This window comes from Actinoplanes sp. TFC3 (genome assembly GCF_001553785.1).
Classification (GTDB): domain Bacteria; phylum Actinomycetota; class Actinomycetes; order Mycobacteriales; family Micromonosporaceae; genus Actinoplanes.
The window spans coordinates 590,573-609,177 of the sequence record NZ_LOJP01000002.1; the positions used below are offsets into that span (position 1 = coordinate 590,573).

Sequence of the window (18,605 nt, forward strand, 5' to 3'; positions counted from 1 at the left end):
GGGTCGGGCGTGGGGCTCGCAGGTTCACCCGTTAGGGTCCGCGACGTAACCATGTACTGGCGGCCGGGGTTGACCGGTCGGCGTCCGGGCACAGTACGGAGCCGACGGCGGCGCTGCAGCACCCGAGCCGTCGACGACGCCCGCTCCGCGGCCAGGCGCTCGGTGGCGTCGTACCGGCGGACGAGCGCCGGTGCGAGGGCGAGCAGCCCGGCCGCAGCGAGGACGGCGAGGAGCACCGAGGTCGGCACCCTCACCCCTCCCGTCAGCCTTCGTGGCGCGCCCGGCGGGATGCACCAGACACGAAAAACCGGACACGAAAAAGTCGCAATCTCCCCGAGATTACGCACGAGAGCTGCCAATATCGGCGCGGCGCGCCGGTTGGGGACTAGCCGAAGATCATTTTGCTGTGGTACGGAGCCGGCGCCAGCGCGCCAGCAGCCCGCCTTCGGCTGCTACTTCTTCGCTGGTCATCGCGTAGCCGAGGTGGTCGCGCCAAGCCCCGTCGATGTGCATGTAGCGCGGGTGGTAGGCCTCTTCACGGAACCCGAGTTTCTCCACCACCCGGCGGCTGGGAGCGTTCTCGGGGCGGATGTTCACCTCGATGCGGTGCAGGCCGCCCGGCCCGAACGCGTGGTCCACAGCCAGCGCCAACGCGGTTGGGATCACGCCCCGTCCGGCCACCCGGGAGTCGACCCAATAGCCGGCGTACGCCGAGCTGAACGCGCGCCGCACGATGCTGCCCAGGTTGAGGTGCCCGACCAGGCGCTCCTGACCGTCGTTCTCGCGCAGGCACACCGCGAACGGCATGCTCTCGCCGCGCCGGGCCGCGCGCTTCATGTCGCGGTACACGTACAGGTAGGTCCGCGGGGAGTTCATCTCGGCCCAGGGGCCGGGGGGCGCCGACTCCCACGGGCTCAGCCAGGGCTGGTTGGCGATCCGGACTTCGGACCAGGCCCGCGCATCGCTGCGCCGATAGGGCCTGAGCAGGACGGCACCGTCCGCCAGGACGGCAGGCCATCCGGGCGTGGAGCCCAGCATCATCGCCTCCGGTCGAGCAGCAGCACGTCCACGGTCGACCCGGCGGCTGCCGCGGTGACCCGCTCGCCGAGCACCAGCAGACCGTTGGCTTCGGCAAGGCCGGACAGAGTGTACGGCCCACCGGCGAGTGGCTGCACCGTGTAGCCGCCGCCGCGCCGTTCGGCGACGTGAGCCGGCCGGAATTCGCGCAGGCCGCCGGGTGAGGAGACGGTTTCCAGCAGGTGCGCCTTGACGCTGTGCCGGAACACCGGTTCGGCGCCGGCGAGCAACTGAATGATCGGACGGGCCAGCACCTCGAAGCCGATGAGCGCCGCACCCGGCTCGCCCGGCAGGCAGACCACCGGCACCTCTTCGCCCCCGACGGTGCCGAAGCCCAGCGTGGCCCCCGGCGAGAGGGCCACGTCGGTGAACTCGACCACCCCGCGACCGTGGTCACGCCGGGAGAGCACGCGGCGCAGCATGTCTCCTGGGCCCGTACCGGTGCCTCCAGTTGTAATGATCAAATCGGCCCGCAGCGTCTGATCTTCGAGCAAGCCGCGCAGGCCTTCGGGGTCGTCGTCGCAGATGCCGATCCGGTACGCCAAAGCGCCCGCTTCCACCGCCGCCGCCGTGAGCGCATGGGAATTCGCGTCCACGACCTGGCCGGGCTGGCTGGGCCGGCCCACGTCGACCAGCTCGTCGCCGGTGGCCACCACGACCACCCGGGGGCTGGGCCGCACGACCACATGCCCGATGCCGGACGCCGCGAAAACCGCGACCATGGCCGGGGTGACGTAGGAGCCGGCCGGCGCGAGCACCCGGCCGACGGGCAGCTCGTCGCCCGCCCGCCGGACCCCGGATCCCCGCTTCGGGGCGTGCATGATCTCCACCGCGGCCATGCCCTGGTCGGTCCAGTGCACGGGTACGACCACGTCGGCACCGATCGGTAGCGGCGCCCCGGCCGCCACCGAGAAGCAGGTGCCCGGGGTCAGCCGCACCGGCCGCCAGCTAGCCGCCCCCAGGTCGCCGACAACGTTGAGCCGCACCGGGCGCAGCCCCGCCTCGAACGAGCCGAAGGAGGGGTGTGAGCCCTTGCGCCCGGCCGAGGCGAGGTCTTCCCAGCGGGCCGCGTACCCGTCGATCGCGGCCTGGTCAAAGGCCGGATAGGGGTGCGGGGCCAGCACGTCGTGCGCCAGCACGTTGCCGTGCGCCTGGGTGAGGTCGAGGTCGAGCGGAGGCAGCGCCCGCAACCTGCGCAGCACGCTGCCCAGGTATTCGGCGAGAGGCATCAGCTCGTTGGCGGCCGCCTCGGCATCGGCCGTGGCGGTCATCCCTTGGCACCGCCGGCTACGAACTCGCCCAGCCATTGCCGGAATTCCGCGCCGAAGTCGGGCCGCTTTGCCGCGATCTCGACAACGGTCTGCAGATAACCCAGCGGCATGCCGGTGTCGTAGCGGTGCCCGCGGTAGACGATGCCGTGCACCGGTGTGCCCTCGGTCAGGAGCTGCGCCATCGCGTCGGTCAGCTGGATCTCGCCGCCGCTGCCGGGCTTGGTGTTGTTGATCGCCTCGAAGATCTTGGCGGGCAACACGTAGCGGCCGACCACGGCGAGGTTGCTCGGCGCTTCGGCCGGCGACGGCTTCTCGACCAGGCCGGTGACCTCGACGATGTCCTCGCCGAACTCCGACTCCTTCACCGAGGCGATGCCGTAGCGGCTGGTCTCCTCGGGTGCGACCTCGATGAAGGCAAGCACGATGCCGCCGGTGCGCGCCTGCAGGTCGAGCATGGCCGGCAGCAGCGGCCGGTCCTGCTCGACGAACTCGTCACCGAGCAGCACGGCGAACGCGTTGTCACCCACGTGCGAGGCGGCCACCCCAACGGCATGGCCGAGGCCGAGCGGCTCACCCTGGCGGCAGGTGTAGATGTCGGCCAGTTCGCTTGTCCGCCGTACGGCCGCAAGCCGCTCTTTGTCGCCTTTTTCCTCCAGCCGCGCCTCGACGTCGGGCCGGCGGTCGAAATGGTCGACCATCGAGGTCTTGCCACGGCCGGTGACCAGCAGGACATCGGTGATGCCCGCTGCGGCCGCCTCCTCGACGATGTACTGCAGGACCGGGCGGTCCACAACGGGTAGCAGTTCCTTGGGAACAGCCTTGGTGGCAGGGAGGAATCGGGTCGCGAGCCCGGCCGCCGGAATGACGGCCTTGACGGCTCGCCGGCCGGTCTCGTGCTCCTGCGTGGTCATTTGAGGGTCACCGCACCTTCGCTGTGTTCATGCCCGGACATGCCGCGAGACTATCGGCCGCGCGCCTGCCGTGGCGGTTGTGGCCCACCGGGCGCGCCCGTCACGGATCCCAGATTCTCGCTTTGCCCCTCCGGCACCCGGGCTGAAACTGAGGATTGAGTCACATTCACGTTGGGCACCTGCTGACGCTCGGCGAGCCGGTACGTGTCACGCCCGGCATGCTTCGCGGCATACAGGGCGTCATCCGCGGCATCGAGCACCTGTTGCGCGCTGCCACCGTGCTCGGGATAGACGGCTATACCAATGGAGACGGAGATCGGGACCGTGAGTTGCATCCTCGCCTCCCCACTGCGGGACTCGACGCGGACCGGCATCTCCCGGATCGCGGCGCCGAGGCGTTCGGCCACGATGATCCCCCCGTACGCGTCCGTTTCGGGGAGAAGCACCACAAATTCCTCACCGCCCTGCCGGAAAGCGACGTCAACTTCGCGCAGCCCCTCGCGTACCCGCCGCGCGAACTCCCCGAGCACCGAGTCGCCGGCGGCGTGACCGTACGTGTCGTTGACGTCCTTGAAGTGATCGAGATCCAACACCAGGACGGTGAGCATCCGCGCGAACCGGTTGGCCCGCTCGACCTCGCGCCGCAGCGATTCCCGCAGGTAGCGGTAGTTCCACAAACCCGTGAGAGGGTCGGTGAGGGACAGCCGTTGCGCTTCCTCATGCACCCGTACGTTGTGCACGGCGACCCCGGCCTGTCCGGCAAACGTGCGCAGAGTGAGCAGGTCGGCATCGTCGAACTCATCCGCTCCGAGCCGGTCGTACAGGGCGAGTACCCCCAATGTGGCCGGCTTACCGCCCTCCGCGGCCGGATCGCCGGGCCAGAGCGGATCGTCGACGGTCGCGGGTGCACAGATGGGCACGGCAACATAGGTCTGACAGGCCGGCTCATCGCCAAGAACCGCCGGGCGCACCCCTCGCCGCGGCTCGGCACCAGCGGCAACCGTCCCGAGAATCCCCTGCCCGAGCGCAATCCGCAAAGACGGAAGATCCTTTTCCGGTACGTCCCACTGCCCGCTCAGCCCCTCGGCACACCGGGCGGCCAGCATCCCGTCGGCCGGGTCGAGCAGCAGCACCACCCCGCCCCGCGCCCCCGTGGCGGCCCGTGCGGTCTGCAGGATCACCTGCAGGATCCGGTGCAGATCGTGAGTGCTCGACAGCGTGTCGCCCAGGATCGCCAGATGTCCCCGTAGCTGGTCACGACTGGCCGTCAAGGCTTGCACGTACGACCGCAGCTCGCGGGTCATCCGGTTGAACGTGCCCGCCAGCCGCCCTATCTCGTCGACCCGCCCGACCGGGACCCGTACCTCCAGATCGCCGCCGGCCACCTTGCCGGCCGCCCACGCCAGCTCCTCCAGCGGCCGGGTGGTCGACCGGGCCAGCCAGCGAGCCGCGAAGATCGCCAGCCCGGCAACCGCCAGCACCGCCACGGCCAGGAAGGCATAGAGGGCCCCGGGCTGATCCGAGTACACCCGGACCGTCAGCGGGAGGGGCTGACCCGGTTCGGCGGACAGGTGCCGTACCTGGTCACCGGCCCTTGCCGTGGTGGAGATCTCAACCTCGGCGCCGCTGGTGCCCGCAAGCCGCCGGATCAGCGCCGGATCGATCCGTTCGACGGCGAACACGACAACGTCGCCCTGCACCGCGCTGGCCACCACCGCCGAGATGTTTCCGGGCTGCTGGGCCGGCTTGGCGCAGTCCCGCTCACCGGGGTTCTGCCGGCCGCCGATACGCACCTCGGTGGCCAGCCCGCGCGTAATCATCTGCTCCGCAGCGGTGCGCTGCTCACCAGCACCGAGCACGGCGACGGCATCCGCGACCGCCTGCAGCTGGCGGCAGAGGGCTCCGATAGCGGTGCGCGTGGTCGTTACGGCATGATCGAGCCGCTCGACCGTCCGATCCTGGCTCACCGTGGCCACCGTCATTCCGACGAAGAAGGACCCGAGCAGAACCGGGCCGAGCACAACCGCGAGAAAAGCGGCGGTGAGTCGGCCACGCAGAGTCACGCATCCTCCTGGAAGTGGCCTTCTATTCCAGCGATGCTGACATAGTGCGCACCGTTTGCCGGGTTTCCCAAGGGGGTGTTGCGTGCCCGATTTCATCGGTGACGCGGAAAGCCTACGAGCCGGAAAGATCGCACTCCGCACACGAATCCTCGCAGCGCGTAGATCAAAAACGCCGGGATCCCTGCGCGAAGCGGCCGAAGCGGTCACCGCGGCCCTGCTCGTAGAGATCCACAACCAGTCACCCACAGTCATCGCCACCTATGTCCCCATCGGCCCGGAACCGGGTGGACCCGGGCTGCCCGAGGCACTACGGAGAGTGCCCACTGCGGGCCGCACCCGGGCCCACCGGACCGCGACCGTGCTGCTGCCGGTGCTTCTCCCCGATGGCGACCTCGACTGGGCGCAGTACGACGGCCCCGGCTCGGTGCGACCCGGCCCGAGAGGGCTGCTGGAACCCGTGGGCCGCCGGCTAGGAGTTGCGGCCGTGGCGGAGGCCGGGTTGGTCGTGGTCCCGGCGCTGGCCGTGGACCGGCGCGGCGTACGGATGGGCCGGGGCGGCGGCTCCTACGATCGCGCGCTCGCCCGGGTGTCACCGCAGGCGTTCACCGTTGCCCTGTTGCACGACGGCGAGCTGGTCGATCGGGTGCCCGCCGAGGCGCACGACCGTCACGTACGGGCCACGATCACCCCCTCGGAGGGGCTCAGTGGGGCTGCCGACTGGACGAAATAAACTCCGATGACGGAACATTGGCACTCGTGGACAGGGAGTGCCAAGCGCTTCCTCTTGAACGACCAGTTCGCATGACCGACGCGGAGGACCAGTGCCCACGTACCAGTACGCCTGCACCGAGTGTGGCGAGCAGCTCGAGCGCGTGCAGTCATTCTCCGACCCCGCCCTCACGGAGTGCCCGGCCTGCGGCGGCAAGCTCCGCAAGGTCTTCAACTCGGTCGGCATCGTCTTCAAGGGCTCCGGCTTCTACCGCAACGACTCGCGCTCGGGCAACGTGAGCGCTGAGAAGAGCGCCTCGACCCCCTCGGAGAGCAAGTCGTCCTCCGACTCGTCATCGTCATCGTCATCGACCACACCTTCGCCGGCACCGGCCTCGACCTCCTCGTCGTCATCCTCGGCTTCCTCGTCGTCCTCTTCCTCGTCCACGTCCTCAGCCGCAGCCTCGTCCTGAGCGGTTCGCCGCTGCACCAGCCCGAGCCGAACCACGGCTCGGGCTGACCCGTATGTTCTACCGCCTCGCCCAGCGCGTTCCGGAGTTATCCACAGGGCGTCCCTGTCCACAGGCGCCCCAGCACCCGGCAGCGCGATCTGCCTAGGTTCGCCGCGTGCGAACCTCATCGGAACCATCACTGAAAACGTTCCGCCGCCCGCCCTGGCGCCGGTGGACGATGCGAGCATCCGCAACTGCGCTGCTGGCCGCTCTGGCGGTCCTGGCGCTCTTGTCGGGCCGGTCCAGTTGCGACCCAACAGCCCCAGCTCGTACGGCCTCAGCAGTCCCGCGCCTCCCGACGCCCACCGCAACCGCGTCCGGGCTGTTCCAGGCGCCTGAGGGGCTGGTGGGAGTGCCGGTTCGGCTGGCTGAGCCTGCTGCGCTGCGGCTGGTGAAGCTGCGCGACCGGGTGGACCTTTTCCGGCCCAGCGACAGCGCGCACCCGATCGCCACCGATGCCCCCGTACTCGGGGTCACCGGCTTGGAGGATCCGCTCAGCGGTGGGCTGCTGCTGGGTCTGCCGCCGGAGGTTGCCCGGACAGCCGTCAGCCCAGCCGCCGAGGGCTACGCGATAGTGATCCGGCCCAGCGGCTGAGGGCCGCGGCTCGCGACGGCGACCGAACCGCGTGGGGTCCGCGGCTCGAGACGGTGATCGAGCCGCGGGAAAGCAGCGGTGGGCTCAGCCCCAGTGCGGCGGCCGGTCCTCGAACAGGCGGTCGTCGTTCGAGTCCTCGGTGCTGCGATAGCCCCAGCCACGCTCGGTGTCGTCGCGGGTCTGGTCCGGGAGCACTGGTGCTTCTTCGGATTCGAAGTCGACGGGGCGCTCGGCGTCCGCGTCGCGGTCGGGTTCGTCAAGGATGTCCACGCTATGAGGGTAGGCCGCGTGGCGCGCGCTGTCGGCCCCCGATAGATGTAGCGTCGATGAACGTGAGCGCCCCGACCGGACCCGATGACGACGCGTACTGGAAGCGGCCGGACTCCGCGCCGGATATGTTCGGCGCCGCCCGCCCCGCCCCGGCCCCCGATCCCAAGCCGGTGTACGAAGGACCACCCAAGCAACCACCGACATCCCCGCACTGGCGTCCCCCGGTGGTGTCACAGCCCCCGCCGCCGCGCTCGATGCCGGCCCAGGACAATGCCGCGCTGGACGAAGCCGAAGGTGCCGCGCGCACAACGACCTACGGCGTTGGCCTGGTCGCTGGCGCCATCGCCCTGATCCTGATGTGCCTGCTCTGCGCCCGCATCATCTTCTAGCCTCCTGACGAAGGCGTAAAACCGTCCCGGCCACCACCCCACATGGCGGCCGGGACGGCAGCTTCGCTCAGGCGGACGTGCCCCAGACCGCCTGAGCCCCCGTGTCGCCGGTCTTGTAGACGTAGTAGCCCGACAGCGCGGCCAGCGCCACCATTACGACCGCGAGGCCGAGGTCCGCCGGCAGGGCGAGCCGGTTGCCGGGGCGGCGCAGCGTCAGCAGCACCATCACCAGCGTCACCACGCCGAGGCCGAGCGCGAAGTAGAACGTCAGCCCGCCGTACCCCATGTGATCGTCGATCTTCTCCAGCGGCGGGCCGCTCATTCCGTTGGCGATGAGCCGTTCGCGCAGCTTCGAACCGGAGGCCATGGTGACGTACGTGCAGATCGGCGCGATGATCGCGAGCAGGATCGCGGCCCAGCCGATTTTGGTGCGCCAGCGGGGCAGCACCGCGTAGACGATGGCCACCAGGGCCAGCAGCGGCACGAACACCACCGCGGCGTGCAGGACAAGCGCGTGCACGGGCAAGCCGTTGATCTGGTCGAACACTGGCACCCCTCTCGTTGAAGGTTTAAGTATCGGGCCGCCCGCCGAACTTATCTGACTTTGCAAACAACTCCTCACTGCGGTTACGCGCGGGTCGCCGATCTGGTTCATCGGCCGGCGATGTTGCCTGTGCTGTCATGATGGTGAGATGACCGGCGAGGAGCTGCTGCGCGGCCAGGGCCTGCGGGTGACGCGGCCGCGCCTCGCCGTGCTCGACGTGCTCACCCAGGGCGGTCACCTCGAGGTCGAGGAAATCACCCGGCAGGTACGCGCGCGGCTCGACTCGGTGTCCACCCAGGCGATCTACGACGTGCTCGGCGCCCTGTCCCGCGCCGGCCTGGCCCGCCGGATCGAGCCCGCGGGCAGCCCGGCCCGCTACGAGGCTCGCGTCGGTGACAACCATCACCACATCGTCTGCCGCGGCTGCGGCACGATCCGGGACGTGGATTGCCTGGTGGACGAACGTCCCTGCATCGATCCGGGCATCGGTCACGGCTTCGAGGTGGACGAGGCCGAGATCACCTTCTGGGGTCTGTGCCCGCAGTGCCAGCACGAGCGCCGAGCCGACCAAGCGGCATAACGCGGTTGCGCGTGGCACGCTGGATTGATGAACACTGCGGCTGACCTCGGACTCTTCGGCCCCGGTTCGGTTTCGTGGAAGGTGCACGCGGAACCCATCGTCTCGGTTGGCGGGCTGCGCTCGCTCTATCTTCAGGCGCTGCACCCCCGGGCTGTCGCCGCGATCAACCAGAATTCCAGCTATCGCACCGACCCGTGGGGACGTCTGGAGCGCACGTCGGCCTACGTCGGCACGGTTCTGTACGGCACCGCGGCGGAGGTCGAGCAGGCGGCGAGCCGGGTCCGGCGCATCCACGCGGCGATGCGGGCGACCGATCCTCGCACCGGGGAAAGGTTTCGGCTGGACGAACCTGACCTGCTGCGATGGGTGCATGTGGCCGAGGTGGAGTCGTTCCTGACCACCGCCCGCCGGGCCGGTCTGGAGCTGACTGACGCGGAGGTGGACCGCTACTACACCGAGCAGCTTCGCGCGGCCGAGGTCGTCGGATTGGACCCGGCTACCGTGCCGTCGACGGCCGCCGAGGTAGCCGACTACTACGCGGCGATGCAGCCTGAGCTGGGCATCACCAAGGACAGCGCCGAGACCGCGTTCTTCCTGACCGTGCCGCCCGTGCCGGAGCATTGGGGCAGCCTTCCGCTGCGGATGAGCCTGACCCTGGGTCCGGCTCGGTGGGCGTACTTCGGTGTCGCCGGCACAGCAGCCGCGCTGTTGCCGTCCTGGGCTCGCAAAATGTACGGCGGGCTCGGCTGGCCCACGACCGACAAGTCAGCCGATTTGTCCGTACGAGGAATCCGTCTGCTCCTGAATGCCGCCCTGGCCGCCATGCCCGCGCGCTACCGGGTAGCCCCCATGCGTCGCGTCGCCCTGGAGCGAGCCGGCCTGGCCTAAGCGCGTTCCAAGTGCTCCACGGCAGCCCAGGGTTCCTTCGCCGCCATCTCCTTGCCGGCCGGGCAGGACTTGCGGAAGTCGCACCAACTGCACAGCGAGCCGGGATTGGTCGGGAACTCGTCGTCGGGATCGGCGCCGGCCGCTACCGCTTTCTCGGCCGCCATGATGTCGCGAGCGGTTTCCTCGGCCCGGGTCACCTGCCGGGCCAGCGACTCCTCGGTGTGCTCGTGCGCCGCCACCGTGCCCGTCGGCAGGTGATGCAGCTCGACCTTGTGACACGGACGCCGGAACACCCGCTGAGCCGCGTACGCATACAACGCCAACGCCTGCGAGCCCCGGGCGTCGTCCGCGTCCAGCCCCGTGCGCCCGGTCTTGTAGTCGACGATCACCGCTTCCCCGTCGCGGCCGTCGATGCGGTCGGCGCGCCCGTTGAAGGCCAGCACCGACGTCTTGGTGGCGACCACCCGCTCCACCCCGAGCGGCTCCTCCTGCGGGTCCAGCCCGGCGACGTACGTGTCGAGCCAGCCCAGTGCCTTGCGATAGGCAACCCGTTCCAGGTCGACATCGCGGTAACCCTCACGTACCCAGGTGGTCTTGAGCAGCGTGGGCAGCGAGGCAGCAGCGCGGCGGGCGGCCGGCACGGCGTACCAGTTCTTCAGAGCCGTATGCACGCTGGCGCCGAGCGAGTTGTGCGCCCACGGCGGGCCCTTAGACGGGCTCGGCCGGTCGACATAGCTGTAGCGGTAACGCCGCGGGCAGTCCGCGAACGAACCCAGCTTGCTGGGCGTGCAGACGAAGAGGCGTTCGGGCATGCCGTCGAAGCCCAGCTGCTGGGGCACGCCGGCCGATCGCGAGGAGGTCCTTGGCACGACACAATCCTCTCAGGCCCCTACGACAAAACCGGTACTCAGTGAGGATGATTCAGGACGGTGGGGACCAAACTGCCCACCTGCAGGCGGTGGAACTCGAGGTTGGTCCTCAATAACCCTCAGTGACTCCCCGCGGCGTAAAGCTCCACGAATGCGGCAGTGGCATCGGCGATCAACTGGATGGCGATCGCGGCGAGCAGCAGACCGGCGATGCGGGTCAGCACCTCGATGCCGGCCGGGCGCAGCAGCTTGACGATCACCCCGGAGAAGCGCAGGACCAGCCAGACCGTCGCCATGACGCCGAGGATGCCGAGCCCGATCACCGTGTACTCGCCGACCCCGTTCGCCCGCTGCACGAACAGCATGGTCGCCACGATCGCCCCGGGGCCGGCCAGCAGCGGCGTGCCGATGGGGACCAGCGCCACATTGCTGGTGCCGCCCTGCTCCGAGGGCTCGTCGGTCTTGCCGGTGAGCAGCTGCAACGCCACCAGCACGAGCAGCAGACCGCCCGCGCCCTGCAGCGCCGGGAGCTGGACGTGCAGATAGTCGAGCAGGGTTTGCCCGGCCACGGCAAAGATGACGATCACGCCCAGCGCGAGCAGCACCGCTTGGGTGCCGGCGCGCACGCGCTCCTTGGCCGGCAGGGTGCCGGTGAGGGCGAGGAACACGGGCACCATGCCCGGCGGGTCCACGATCACCAGCAAGGTCAGGAAGAACTCGCCGAACAACTTCAGGTTCACGCGCTCAACCTAGGTGGCGCTCGCGTCCGGCGCCCTGAACTGCGAGGACCGTCACCCCAGGACGGGGACTCCGGTCGCGGCAGCGGCGATTTTCTCGTACGCCCACGGCTCGGTCGTGAACGCGCCGAGCCGGACGGTCTTGTGGGTGCCGTGAAAGTCGGACGAGCCGGTGACGACGAGCCCGAGGTCGCCGGCCAGTGCCCGCACCTGGGCCCGCTGCTGCGGCGAGTGATCCTCGTGATCGGCTTCCAGCCCGAACAGGCCCGCCGCCGCCAGATCGACGATCAGCTTGTCCGGGACGATGCGCCCCCGCACTGTTGCGTTCGGGTGGGCAAAAACAGCCACTCCCCCGGCCGCCCGCACCGCCCGCACCGCCTCGAAAACATCAAGATCAGTTTTCGGTACGAAGTAGCGCGCGCCCAGCCACCGCGACGCGAACGCCTCGTTCGTGGTGCGCACCAAACCGGCCCGGATCAGCGCCTGAGCGATGTGCGGGCGCCCCACCGAGCCCCCCGCGGCATACCCGTGCACCTCGGGCCAGGAGATATCCACCCCGTCGGCCCGCAACAGCTCGACGATCTTCTCGGCCCGTTGCTCCCGGTCCTCACGCAACCGGACCAGGTCCGCGGCGAGCTGCGGCTCGTGCGGGTCGAAGAGATAGGCCAGCAGATGCAACGCGATCGCCGGCTCAGCACCGAACCACCGGCAGGACAGCTCGGCCCCCCGGACCAGCTTCAGCCCCTCGGGTCGCGCCGCCGCGGCTTCATCCCAGCCGCCGGTGGTGTCGTGGTCAGTGATGGCCATCACGTCGAGACCGGCCTCGGCACCCGCGCGCATCAACTCGGACGGGGTCAGCGTGCCGTCACTGGCCGTCGAGTGACAGTGCAGGTCGATTCTGGTCACTCGCCGAACGCTACCGGGTGGGCACCGGCGAGCAGGCACGGACGTCAGGCGTCGTCGCCACCGTCACCATCCTTGCCCAACCGGGCCTCGACCGCCTGCGGCTCGTACATCTCCTCGACAACCCGCAGGTAGAGCTCGTTGGGGTTGGGCAGATGCTTGACCTCGCGCAGCGCCTGATCCTGACCGGCGGACTCCAGCACGAACGTGCCGTAGCTCAACATCCGGCCCAGCGCGGACTGCTCGTACTTCATATCGGTGACCCGCAGGAGCGGCATCATGGCGACCTTACGGGTGATGATCCCGTTCACCACCATGACCCGCTTGTTGGTCAGGATGAAGCGGTCGAAATACCAGTCGGCGACCTTCCACGCGACCCAGCCCATGACGCCGAGCCAGATCAGCACCGCCGCCGTGACCAGCCCGCCGATATCCTGTTTGGTCAGGAAGCCGGCAAGATAGCCGAGCAGCAGCGTGGATCCGATGCCCACCAGCAACGGCGTGGACAGGTGGATCCAGTGCCGCTTCCACTCACCCCGGTAGCGCTCGGTCGGGAAGAGATAGCGGGAGACCAGTGTGGTCGGCTCGTCCTCCAGCGGGAGGACGCGCCGTGGTCCACCCGGGACGCCGGCCCCTTCGCCACCAAGGCCCTTGAGCTCTTCCTCGGTGAAGATCGGGGCTTCGTACTCGTCGCGGTACCGCGGTTGCTCACGCGTCTCGTAGTCATCGGCATAGCCGGTGCTCGCTGCGTAGGCGGGACCGTCCGAGTAGGCGGGACCGTCGGCATACGCCGTGCCCCTTGCGTACTGCGGCCCCTCGTCCCGGACTACCGGGTCGTTGTGGCCGAAGTACTCATCGTCATCCTGAGGGCGGCGCGCACCCTCGTCTTCAGGCTGTCGCGGCTCACCAGGACCCATGCGCCGATGTTAAGCGACGAGGTTGGTGAAGAAGGTTCCGAAACCACGGGCAATGTCCCCGATGGTGTCACCCAGAGACTCGAACACGGCTGCCGCCGAGTTCGGGTTGAACGCAATGAAGAAGATCAAGAATGCGATGCCAAGCCAGGTGAGTACCTTCTTGATCATGGCGGGCCTGCTCCTCCGTTGCGGGTACGGTCGACGCCGCGGCAATACTCACGGTATCAGTTTCGCTGCGCTGTGTGAACAGAGTGCTCGGATTGCCGATTTCGTTCCTGCAGGTCAGCCCGGAAAATCAGGCACGTCCGTGCAGGTAGGGCGACGGCGCTCCGTACACAAGCTCGGGCATGGCCTCATCGGACAGGTCGTGCAGCACGACATGTTCGGCGAGGAAGTAACCCGCACTCGCGGGCCACGCTACCGCATAGAGCCACATTCCTTTGGCTTCACTCACATAAGCGCAGCGGTCCTCGGGTGACTTCACACACCACAGAGGAGTGGGGTGCCCGCCCGCGCGAATTTTGGCATGCGGACCGGCATGCCGGGAGGCGTCACTGAGCGCCTCGGCGATCAAATAGCCCGGATCGATGCCCGGGATGCCGGCGAAGCGGGTGCCAAGACCGACACCGGGCTGCTCGGCAATCAGGACCAGGTCGGCCGGACCTCCGCCGAGAGGATCAGGGCCACTGCAGGAGAGCGCTGTCGCCCGTACGCCCGATCGGTCGTCCCCGGCCCATCCGACGCCCGTCACCATCCACCCCGGAGGCAACGGCCACGGACACCACAGGGGAACGCGTTGCTTTCCGCTGATCGGGCGCGGCTGACGGATCACGCTGTCCATGATTTCCGGGCCGATTCGCTCGGCCACATGAAACGGATGAATCTCGCCGCAATCGTCACAGCGCCAGGCGGTGTGCATCAGGTCCGGCGGCCGGACCTGCGCAGCACAACGGGGGCAGCTAACGGTGACACCCACCTCTTTACGGTGGGGGTACGGAAGTCGCCCGTCAAGCGAATCGGCAGAACACGGGCACTTCGGCGCTACGGTTCATTCCGGCGGCGGACCGGCGTGGGCTCGTACCCATGAATGCATCGCGATGCCGCTGGCAACTCCTGCGTTAATTGAGCGCGTGGAGCCGTACTGAGCAATCGAGAAGAGTGCGCTGCACGCGGCGCGAGCGGTCTCGGAAAGGCCGGGCCCCTCCTGGCCGAACAGCAGCACGCATTCACGCGGCAGCGTGACCGACTCCATCGGGCGCGATCCCGGAAGGTTGTCGATGCCGATGATCGGCAGCCCGGCCTCGGCCGCCCACGCCGTGAAATCCTCGATCGCCGGGTGGTGCCGGACATGCTGGTAGCGGTCGGTGACCATGGCGCCGCGCCGGTTCCAGCGCTTGAGCCCGACAATGTGCACCTCGGCGGCCAGGAAGGCGTTGGCGTTGCGCACCACGGTGCCGATGTTGAAGTCGTGCTGCCAGTTCTCGATGGCGACGTGGAACCCGTGCCGGCGCAGGTCCAGGTCGGCAATCACGGCCTCGCGCCGCCAGTAGCGGTAGCGGTCGACAACGTTGCGGCGGTCACCCTGGGCCAGCAGCTCGGGATCGTAGTGCTCCTCGGTGGGCCACGTACCTGGCCACGGGCCGACACCGACGTCCGGCAGCTGATCGGGAATCATGGCCGATGAGGCTAGCGGTTGCCTTCACGCTGCCTGCTCCAGGCGTTGGCCCTTCACTTCCTGGGCATTCGCCATGCGGGCCGCTCGGCTGTCCGACCCTGGACGCAATGAACGGCGGGGCCCTCCCCGGCACCCGCCGCCCACGCTCTGTTGGGAACGAGTCTGCCTCACCCTCAGTAGGCGTGTGAAGGGATTTCACAAGTGACCCAAATCACATTTAACTTTGTTATCTATTACCGCTTGCAGTGACCAGACCGTTATCCAGCCGCATCAGAGCCTGGATCGACCGGCATGGGTAACAAAGCGGACACTGCTCATCTCGTAACATGACTGAACGCCGCCCTCACCGTGGGTTACGCTTCAACCGTCTGCCCTTCCGCCAAAAGGTGCCGCAGGCCACGTATGAGCAGGCCCGCTGGCGGGAATCACCGGGACGGACGACAGGTTTACATGCACGTAAGCCAATTCCCGTGGACGGAGACATCATGGCGACCGTTGCGCTGACCACAGAGAACTTCGACGATGTGACCGGTAAGGACGGCATCGTCCTGGTCGACTTCTGGGCCAGTTGGTGCGGGCCCTGCGTGCGCTTCGCCCCGACGTACGAGCGTTCGTCGGAGAAGCACTCCGACATCGTCTTCGGCAAGGTCGACACCGAGGCCCAGCAGGAGCTTGCCGCCAAGTTCGGCATCAGCTCCATCCCGACGATCATGGCTGTACGCGACGGCGTGCTCGTTTTCTCGCAGCCCGGCGCGCTCCCCGAGTCGGCCCTCGAGTCGTTGATCGACCAGGTCGAGAAGCTGGACATGGACGAGGTACGCCAGAAGATCGCCGAGCACGCCGACCAGGCTCACTGATTTCTGGTCTGCACCAGTTCTCCAGCTCTGCACCAGCGCCGCGGGCCCTTCGGGGCCTGCGGCGCTTTTGTTTTCCTTTGTTTCCCGCATGCCCCGGTCGGGTTCTTCTTCGAGAGCCCACTGGACAGGAAATCGAACGTGTGTTCGAATCTTGGCATGCGATGGTCACACCTGTCGGCGTCGGCCGACGACGCCTCGCTCCTGGACGCAGCGCCGGCGGCCTCACCCCTGCCGCTGGCGCTGCCGGGGGCGACCATCCGCACGTTCGACACCCCCGGCTTCGCCGGTATGACGTTCTACGAGGTCCGGGCGAAATCAATGATCAACCGGGTCCCGGGCGCCTCGCGGGTGCCGTTCCAATGGACCATCAACCCCTATCGCGGCTGTTCACACGCCTGTTCCTACTGCCTGAGCGGAGACACTCCGATCCTGCTCGCCGACGGATCGATGCGCCCCCTGGCCCAGCTCAAGGCCGGCGATGCGGTCCTCGGCACGACCGGCGCCGGCCCGCACCGCCGCTATGTGACAACAACCGTGCTCGACCACTGGAGCACCACCAAGCCCGCCTTCCGGGTCACCCTCGCCGACGGCACCCGGCTCGTGTCCAGCGGTGACCACCGCTTCCTGACCGACCGCGGCTGGCGGCACGTCAGCCCGGCCGAGCCCCACCTGCCCGCCCTGGCCGTCGGCGACCGCATGTCCGGTGTTGGACACTTCGCCCACCCGCCGATGGAGTCCCCCGACTACCAGGCCGGTTTCCTGTGCGGGCTGATCCGCGGCGACGCCAGCGCTCCACCCGCCGGCACCCCGCGCGAGGGCGACGCCTGGATCCGCGCCGACAGCTACCTCGAAGACATCCCGATGCACAAGGCGCTGCGCTGGCCTGAGCTGCCTACCGGCGAGTGGTACCGGGGATTCCTGGCGGGAGCCTTCGGAGCAATCGGCACCGCTGACCGCCTGGCAATCATCTTCACCGGCCGCGATCAGGGCTTCCTGTCCCGCATCACCGACGCGCTGACCCACCTCGGGCTGCCCAGCCGCCGACCGGCGCACCCCCAGCTCGGGGGCGTGCACTCGGTCGAGATCGGCCGTGACCTGTGGTCCGCCCTGCGCTTCCGGCACCTCACCGGCGTCGCCGAGGCACCCCTGGACGCCTCCGGAGCCGGGGTGCGCAGCGACGCCGACCTGACCGTCGCCGACATCGAAGAGCTGGGCCTGACGCTGCCGCTGTTCGACATCACCACCGGCACCGGCGACTTCATCGCCGACGGCGTGGTCAGCCATAACTGCTTCGCCCGCAACACCCACACCTACCTGGACCTGGACGCGGGCCGCGATTTCGACACCAAGGTGATCGTCAAGGTCAACGCCGGCGAGCTGATCCGCCGCGAGCTAGCCGCGCCGCGCTGGAAAGGCGAGCACGTCGCCATGGGCACCAACGTGGACGTCTACCAGCGCGCCGAAGGCCGTTACCGCCTGATGCCCGAGATCCTCGCGGCGCTGCGCGATCACGCCAACCCGTTCTCGATCCTCACCAAGGGCACGCTTATCCTGCGCGACCTGGAGCTGCTCAAGCAGGCCGCCACGGTCACCGGCGTCAACATCTCGTTCTCGGTCGGCTTCGTCGACGAGACAGTGTGGCGCTCGGTCGAATCAGGCACCCCCAGCCCTCGCCGCCGCCTCGACGCGGTGCGCCGCCCGACCGACGCCGGCTTCAAGGTGAGCGTGCTGATGGCCCCGATTCTGCCCGGCCTCACCGACACAGACGAGTCCATCGAGGAAACCGTCGCCGCCATCGCCGCCTCGGGAGCCACCAGCTTATCGCCGCTCGCCCTGCACCTACGCCCCGGCGCCCGCGAGTGGTACGCAGCCTGGCTGACCCGCGAACACCCGGCCCTCGCCCCGCGCTACCGGGAGCTGTTCGGCGGCGGCTCGTACCTGTCCCCGGCCTTCCAGAACGAGATCGGCGCCCGCGTCCGCCTGGCCGCCCGCCGCCACGGCCTGCACCGAGCCACCCCCTTCGGCGCCCGCGCCATCCCTGCCGCCTCCGCCCCAGTCGCCGCGCCCGTCGCCGCTCCCGTCGCTGCTCCCCTCACCGTCCCTGAGTCGGAGCAGCTGACCCTTCTCTGACTTGTCCACAGAGTTATCCACAGGCGCAACCCCGCCCGGCTCGCGCACTCGCTAAGGTCGAACCCATGAGAAGCGCAGCTCAACTCCTCGCGGAAGCCACCACCATCGCAGTAGTAGGCGCCTCCCGGGACCCCAGCAAGCCCGCGCACTCAGTCCCCCTCCAAATGCTGCGCCACGGCTGGAAAATCATCCCGGTCAACCCCTTCGTCGACGAGATCTACGGCATCCCCACCGTGCCAACCCTCGCCGACCTCCCCACCCCGGTCGACATCGTCAACATCTTCCGTCCGCCGGCCGCTGCGCTGGAGGTTGTGCGGGAAGCCATCGCTGTCAAGGCTCCTGCGGTATGGCTTCAATCCGGCATTACGTCCGCTGAGGCTCGGCGGCTGGCTGCCGAGGCTGGGATGGACTATGTGGAGGACCGGTGCCTGGCTGTGGAGCGGGCGGTCGCTGGGTTGTTCAAGGTGAGTTGAGGCGTTCGGTGCGTAATGGGTAAGGGCGGGGAGCTTGAGCTTGGCGACTGGCGGTTGATCGCGGCGGCGGACGCTTGAGCTTGGTGACCGACGCTTGAGCTGGGAAGCGCTTGAGCGAGTGGTAGGGCGTCAGAGAAGGCGTTCGAGCCGTGGGTCGACGCTCGCGCTGAGGGAGATGCCCGGTCCAGGGCTATGTGCGTTGCGGGAGGCGCGCGACCTCAAGCCAGGACAGCCCA

General features: G+C 68.7%; 22 protein-coding genes and 1 pseudogene. 8 read left to right on the plus strand and 15 right to left on the minus strand.

Annotation, left to right across the window (positions count from 1 at the left end):
* The 5 genes and pseudogenes from TFC3_RS37490 to TFC3_RS29790 all read right to left on the minus strand — a co-directional run.
* Window positions 1–248: pseudogene (locus TFC3_RS37490) on the minus strand (hypothetical protein); the annotation flags it as partial.
* A 148-nt stretch (window positions 249–396) separates the two neighbouring features.
* The gene (locus TFC3_RS29775; protein ID WP_067508675.1) at window positions 397–1,041 is read right to left on the minus strand and encodes a GNAT family N-acetyltransferase; all 645 of its coding nucleotides are present in this window, start codon (window positions 1,039–1,041) and stop codon (window positions 397–399) included.
* Window positions 1,038–2,348: a gephyrin-like molybdotransferase Glp gene (gene glp / locus TFC3_RS29780; RefSeq protein WP_067508677.1), complete on the minus strand. Its 1,311-nt coding sequence runs from the start codon at window positions 2,346–2,348 to the stop codon at window positions 1,038–1,040. The genes TFC3_RS29775 and glp overlap by 4 nt, the downstream gene beginning before the upstream one ends.
* Entirely contained in the window at window positions 2,345–3,259 is a 915-nt protein-coding gene (locus TFC3_RS29785; RefSeq protein ID WP_067508679.1) for a UTP--glucose-1-phosphate uridylyltransferase, read from the minus strand. The genes glp and TFC3_RS29785 overlap by 4 nt, the downstream gene beginning before the upstream one ends.
* 50 nt (window positions 3,260–3,309) lie before the next feature.
* A complete protein-coding gene (locus TFC3_RS29790) occupies window positions 3,310–5,322 on the minus strand; it encodes a diguanylate cyclase (RefSeq protein WP_067508681.1) in 2,013 nt (670 codons plus the stop codon).
* A gap of 82 nt (window positions 5,323–5,404) precedes the next feature.
* On the opposite strand from TFC3_RS29790, the gene TFC3_RS29795 reads away from it, so the two are divergent.
* The gene (locus tag TFC3_RS29795; protein ID WP_067508683.1) at window positions 5,405–6,052 is read left to right on the plus strand and encodes a 5-formyltetrahydrofolate cyclo-ligase; all 648 of its coding nucleotides are present in this window, start codon (window positions 5,405–5,407) and stop codon (window positions 6,050–6,052) included.
* Between the two features lie 246 nt (window positions 6,053–6,298).
* On the opposite strand, the gene TFC3_RS39760 is transcribed toward TFC3_RS29795, so the two are convergent.
* Window positions 6,299–6,520, minus strand: a complete 222-nt coding sequence (locus TFC3_RS39760; RefSeq protein WP_236718619.1) for a hypothetical protein — start codon at window positions 6,518–6,520, stop codon at window positions 6,299–6,301.
* Window positions 6,521–6,888: 368 nt separating this feature from the next.
* Here TFC3_RS39760 and TFC3_RS38295 point away from each other — a divergent pair, with 368 nt between their 5' ends.
* Complete coding sequence (locus TFC3_RS38295) at window positions 6,889–7,137, plus strand: hypothetical protein (RefSeq protein ID WP_161952703.1); 249 nt, start codon at window positions 6,889–6,891, stop codon at window positions 7,135–7,137.
* 84 nt (window positions 7,138–7,221) lie between these two features.
* On the opposite strand, the gene TFC3_RS29810 is transcribed toward TFC3_RS38295, so the two are convergent.
* A complete protein-coding gene (locus tag TFC3_RS29810; protein ID WP_067508689.1) occupies window positions 7,222–7,407 on the minus strand; it encodes a hypothetical protein in 186 nt (61 codons plus the stop codon).
* Between the two features lie 56 nt (window positions 7,408–7,463).
* On the opposite strand from TFC3_RS29810, the gene TFC3_RS29815 reads away from it, so the two are divergent.
* Complete coding sequence (locus tag TFC3_RS29815) at window positions 7,464–7,796, plus strand: translation initiation factor 2 (RefSeq protein ID WP_067508691.1); 333 nt, start codon at window positions 7,464–7,466, stop codon at window positions 7,794–7,796.
* Window positions 7,797–7,863: 67 nt separating this feature from the next.
* Here TFC3_RS29815 and TFC3_RS29820 read toward each other — a convergent pair whose 3' ends face one another.
* Window positions 7,864–8,349 (minus strand): DUF2231 domain-containing protein, encoded by a 486-nt coding sequence (locus TFC3_RS29820; protein WP_369819707.1) that lies wholly within the window; start codon window positions 8,347–8,349, stop codon window positions 7,864–7,866.
* A 139-nt stretch (window positions 8,350–8,488) separates the two neighbouring features.
* Between TFC3_RS29820 and TFC3_RS29825 the strand changes: the two genes are divergently transcribed.
* Both TFC3_RS29825 and TFC3_RS29830 read left to right on the plus strand, forming a co-directional pair.
* Window positions 8,489–8,920, plus strand: coding sequence for a Fur family transcriptional regulator (locus TFC3_RS29825; protein WP_067508696.1), 432 nt, complete (start codon window positions 8,489–8,491; stop codon window positions 8,918–8,920).
* A gap of 27 nt (window positions 8,921–8,947) precedes the next feature.
* A complete protein-coding gene (locus TFC3_RS29830) occupies window positions 8,948–9,808 on the plus strand; it encodes an oxygenase MpaB family protein (RefSeq protein WP_067508698.1) in 861 nt (286 codons plus the stop codon).
* On the opposite strand, the gene TFC3_RS29835 is transcribed toward TFC3_RS29830, so the two are convergent.
* The 7 genes from TFC3_RS29835 to TFC3_RS29860 all read right to left on the minus strand — a co-directional run bounded on the left by TFC3_RS29835 (window position 9,805) and on the right by TFC3_RS29860 (window position 14,909).
* Window positions 9,805–10,677 carry a PD-(D/E)XK nuclease family protein gene (locus TFC3_RS29835; RefSeq protein WP_067508700.1) on the minus strand — a complete coding sequence of 291 codons (873 nt, stop codon included), beginning with the start codon at window positions 10,675–10,677 and terminating at the stop codon, window positions 9,805–9,807. The genes TFC3_RS29830 and TFC3_RS29835 overlap by 4 nt on opposite strands.
* A gap of 119 nt (window positions 10,678–10,796) precedes the next feature.
* Window positions 10,797–11,417 carry a MarC family protein gene (locus tag TFC3_RS29840; RefSeq protein WP_067508702.1) on the minus strand — a complete coding sequence of 207 codons (621 nt, stop codon included), beginning with the start codon at window positions 11,415–11,417 and terminating at the stop codon, window positions 10,797–10,799.
* Window positions 11,418–11,468: 51 nt separating this feature from the next.
* Entirely contained in the window at window positions 11,469–12,320 is an 852-nt protein-coding gene (locus TFC3_RS29845) for a PHP domain-containing protein (protein WP_067508704.1), read from the minus strand.
* Window positions 12,321–12,364: 44 nt separating this feature from the next.
* Window positions 12,365–13,234: a PH domain-containing protein gene (locus TFC3_RS29850; protein WP_067508706.1), complete on the minus strand. Its 870-nt coding sequence runs from the start codon at window positions 13,232–13,234 to the stop codon at window positions 12,365–12,367.
* A gap of 9 nt (window positions 13,235–13,243) precedes the next feature.
* Window positions 13,244–13,402 (minus strand): hypothetical protein, encoded by a 159-nt coding sequence (locus TFC3_RS38625; protein WP_015625668.1) that lies wholly within the window; start codon window positions 13,400–13,402, stop codon window positions 13,244–13,246.
* Window positions 13,403–13,529: 127 nt separating this feature from the next.
* Window positions 13,530–14,210, minus strand: coding sequence for a DUF6758 family protein (locus TFC3_RS29855; protein ID WP_369819708.1), 681 nt, complete (start codon window positions 14,208–14,210; stop codon window positions 13,530–13,532).
* Window positions 14,211–14,282: 72 nt separating this feature from the next.
* Window positions 14,283–14,909, minus strand: coding sequence for an RNA methyltransferase (locus TFC3_RS29860; protein ID WP_067508710.1), 627 nt, complete (start codon window positions 14,907–14,909; stop codon window positions 14,283–14,285).
* A 485-nt stretch (window positions 14,910–15,394) separates the two neighbouring features.
* On the opposite strand from TFC3_RS29860, the gene trxA reads away from it, so the two are divergent.
* The 3 genes from trxA (at window position 15,395) to TFC3_RS29875 (ending at window position 18,369) form a co-directional block, all read left to right on the plus strand.
* Entirely contained in the window at window positions 15,395–15,766 is a 372-nt protein-coding gene (gene trxA / locus TFC3_RS29865) for a thioredoxin (RefSeq protein ID WP_067509846.1), read from the plus strand.
* A gap of 156 nt (window positions 15,767–15,922) precedes the next feature.
* Entirely contained in the window at window positions 15,923–17,896 is a 1,974-nt protein-coding gene (locus TFC3_RS29870) for an intein-containing Rv2578c family radical SAM protein (protein ID WP_067508712.1), read from the plus strand.
* Between the two features lie 65 nt (window positions 17,897–17,961).
* Window positions 17,962–18,369 (plus strand): CoA-binding protein, encoded by a 408-nt coding sequence (locus TFC3_RS29875; protein WP_067508714.1) that lies wholly within the window; start codon window positions 17,962–17,964, stop codon window positions 18,367–18,369.
* Window positions 18,370–18,605: the final 236 nt, after the last annotated feature.

Coding starts and splice junctions, on each gene's coding strand:
- TFC3_RS29775 (WP_067508675.1), bottom strand. CDS start 1,041: ATGATGCTGGGCTCCACGCCCGGATGGCCTGCCGTCCTGGCGGACGGT.
- glp (WP_067508677.1), bottom strand. CDS start 2,348: ATGACCGCCACGGCCGATGCCGAGGCGGCCGCCAACGAGCTGATGCCT.
- TFC3_RS29785 (WP_067508679.1), bottom strand. CDS start 3,259: ATGACCACGCAGGAGCACGAGACCGGCCGGCGAGCCGTCAAGGCCGTC.
- TFC3_RS29815 (WP_067508691.1), top strand. CDS start 7,464: ATGAACGTGAGCGCCCCGACCGGACCCGATGACGACGCGTACTGGAAG.
- TFC3_RS29825 (WP_067508696.1), top strand. CDS start 8,489: ATGACCGGCGAGGAGCTGCTGCGCGGCCAGGGCCTGCGGGTGACGCGG.
- TFC3_RS29830 (WP_067508698.1), top strand. CDS start 8,948: ATGAACACTGCGGCTGACCTCGGACTCTTCGGCCCCGGTTCGGTTTCG.
- TFC3_RS29850 (WP_067508706.1), bottom strand. CDS start 13,234: ATGGGTCCTGGTGAGCCGCGACAGCCTGAAGACGAGGGTGCGCGCCGC.
- TFC3_RS38625 (WP_015625668.1), bottom strand. CDS start 13,402: ATGATCAAGAAGGTACTCACCTGGCTTGGCATCGCATTCTTGATCTTC.
- TFC3_RS29860 (WP_067508710.1), bottom strand. CDS start 14,909: ATGATTCCCGATCAGCTGCCGGACGTCGGTGTCGGCCCGTGGCCAGGT.
- trxA (WP_067509846.1), top strand. CDS start 15,395: ATGGCGACCGTTGCGCTGACCACAGAGAACTTCGACGATGTGACCGGT.
- TFC3_RS29870 (WP_067508712.1), top strand. CDS start 15,923: ATGCGATGGTCACACCTGTCGGCGTCGGCCGACGACGCCTCGCTCCTG.
- TFC3_RS29875 (WP_067508714.1), top strand. CDS start 17,962: ATGAGAAGCGCAGCTCAACTCCTCGCGGAAGCCACCACCATCGCAGTA.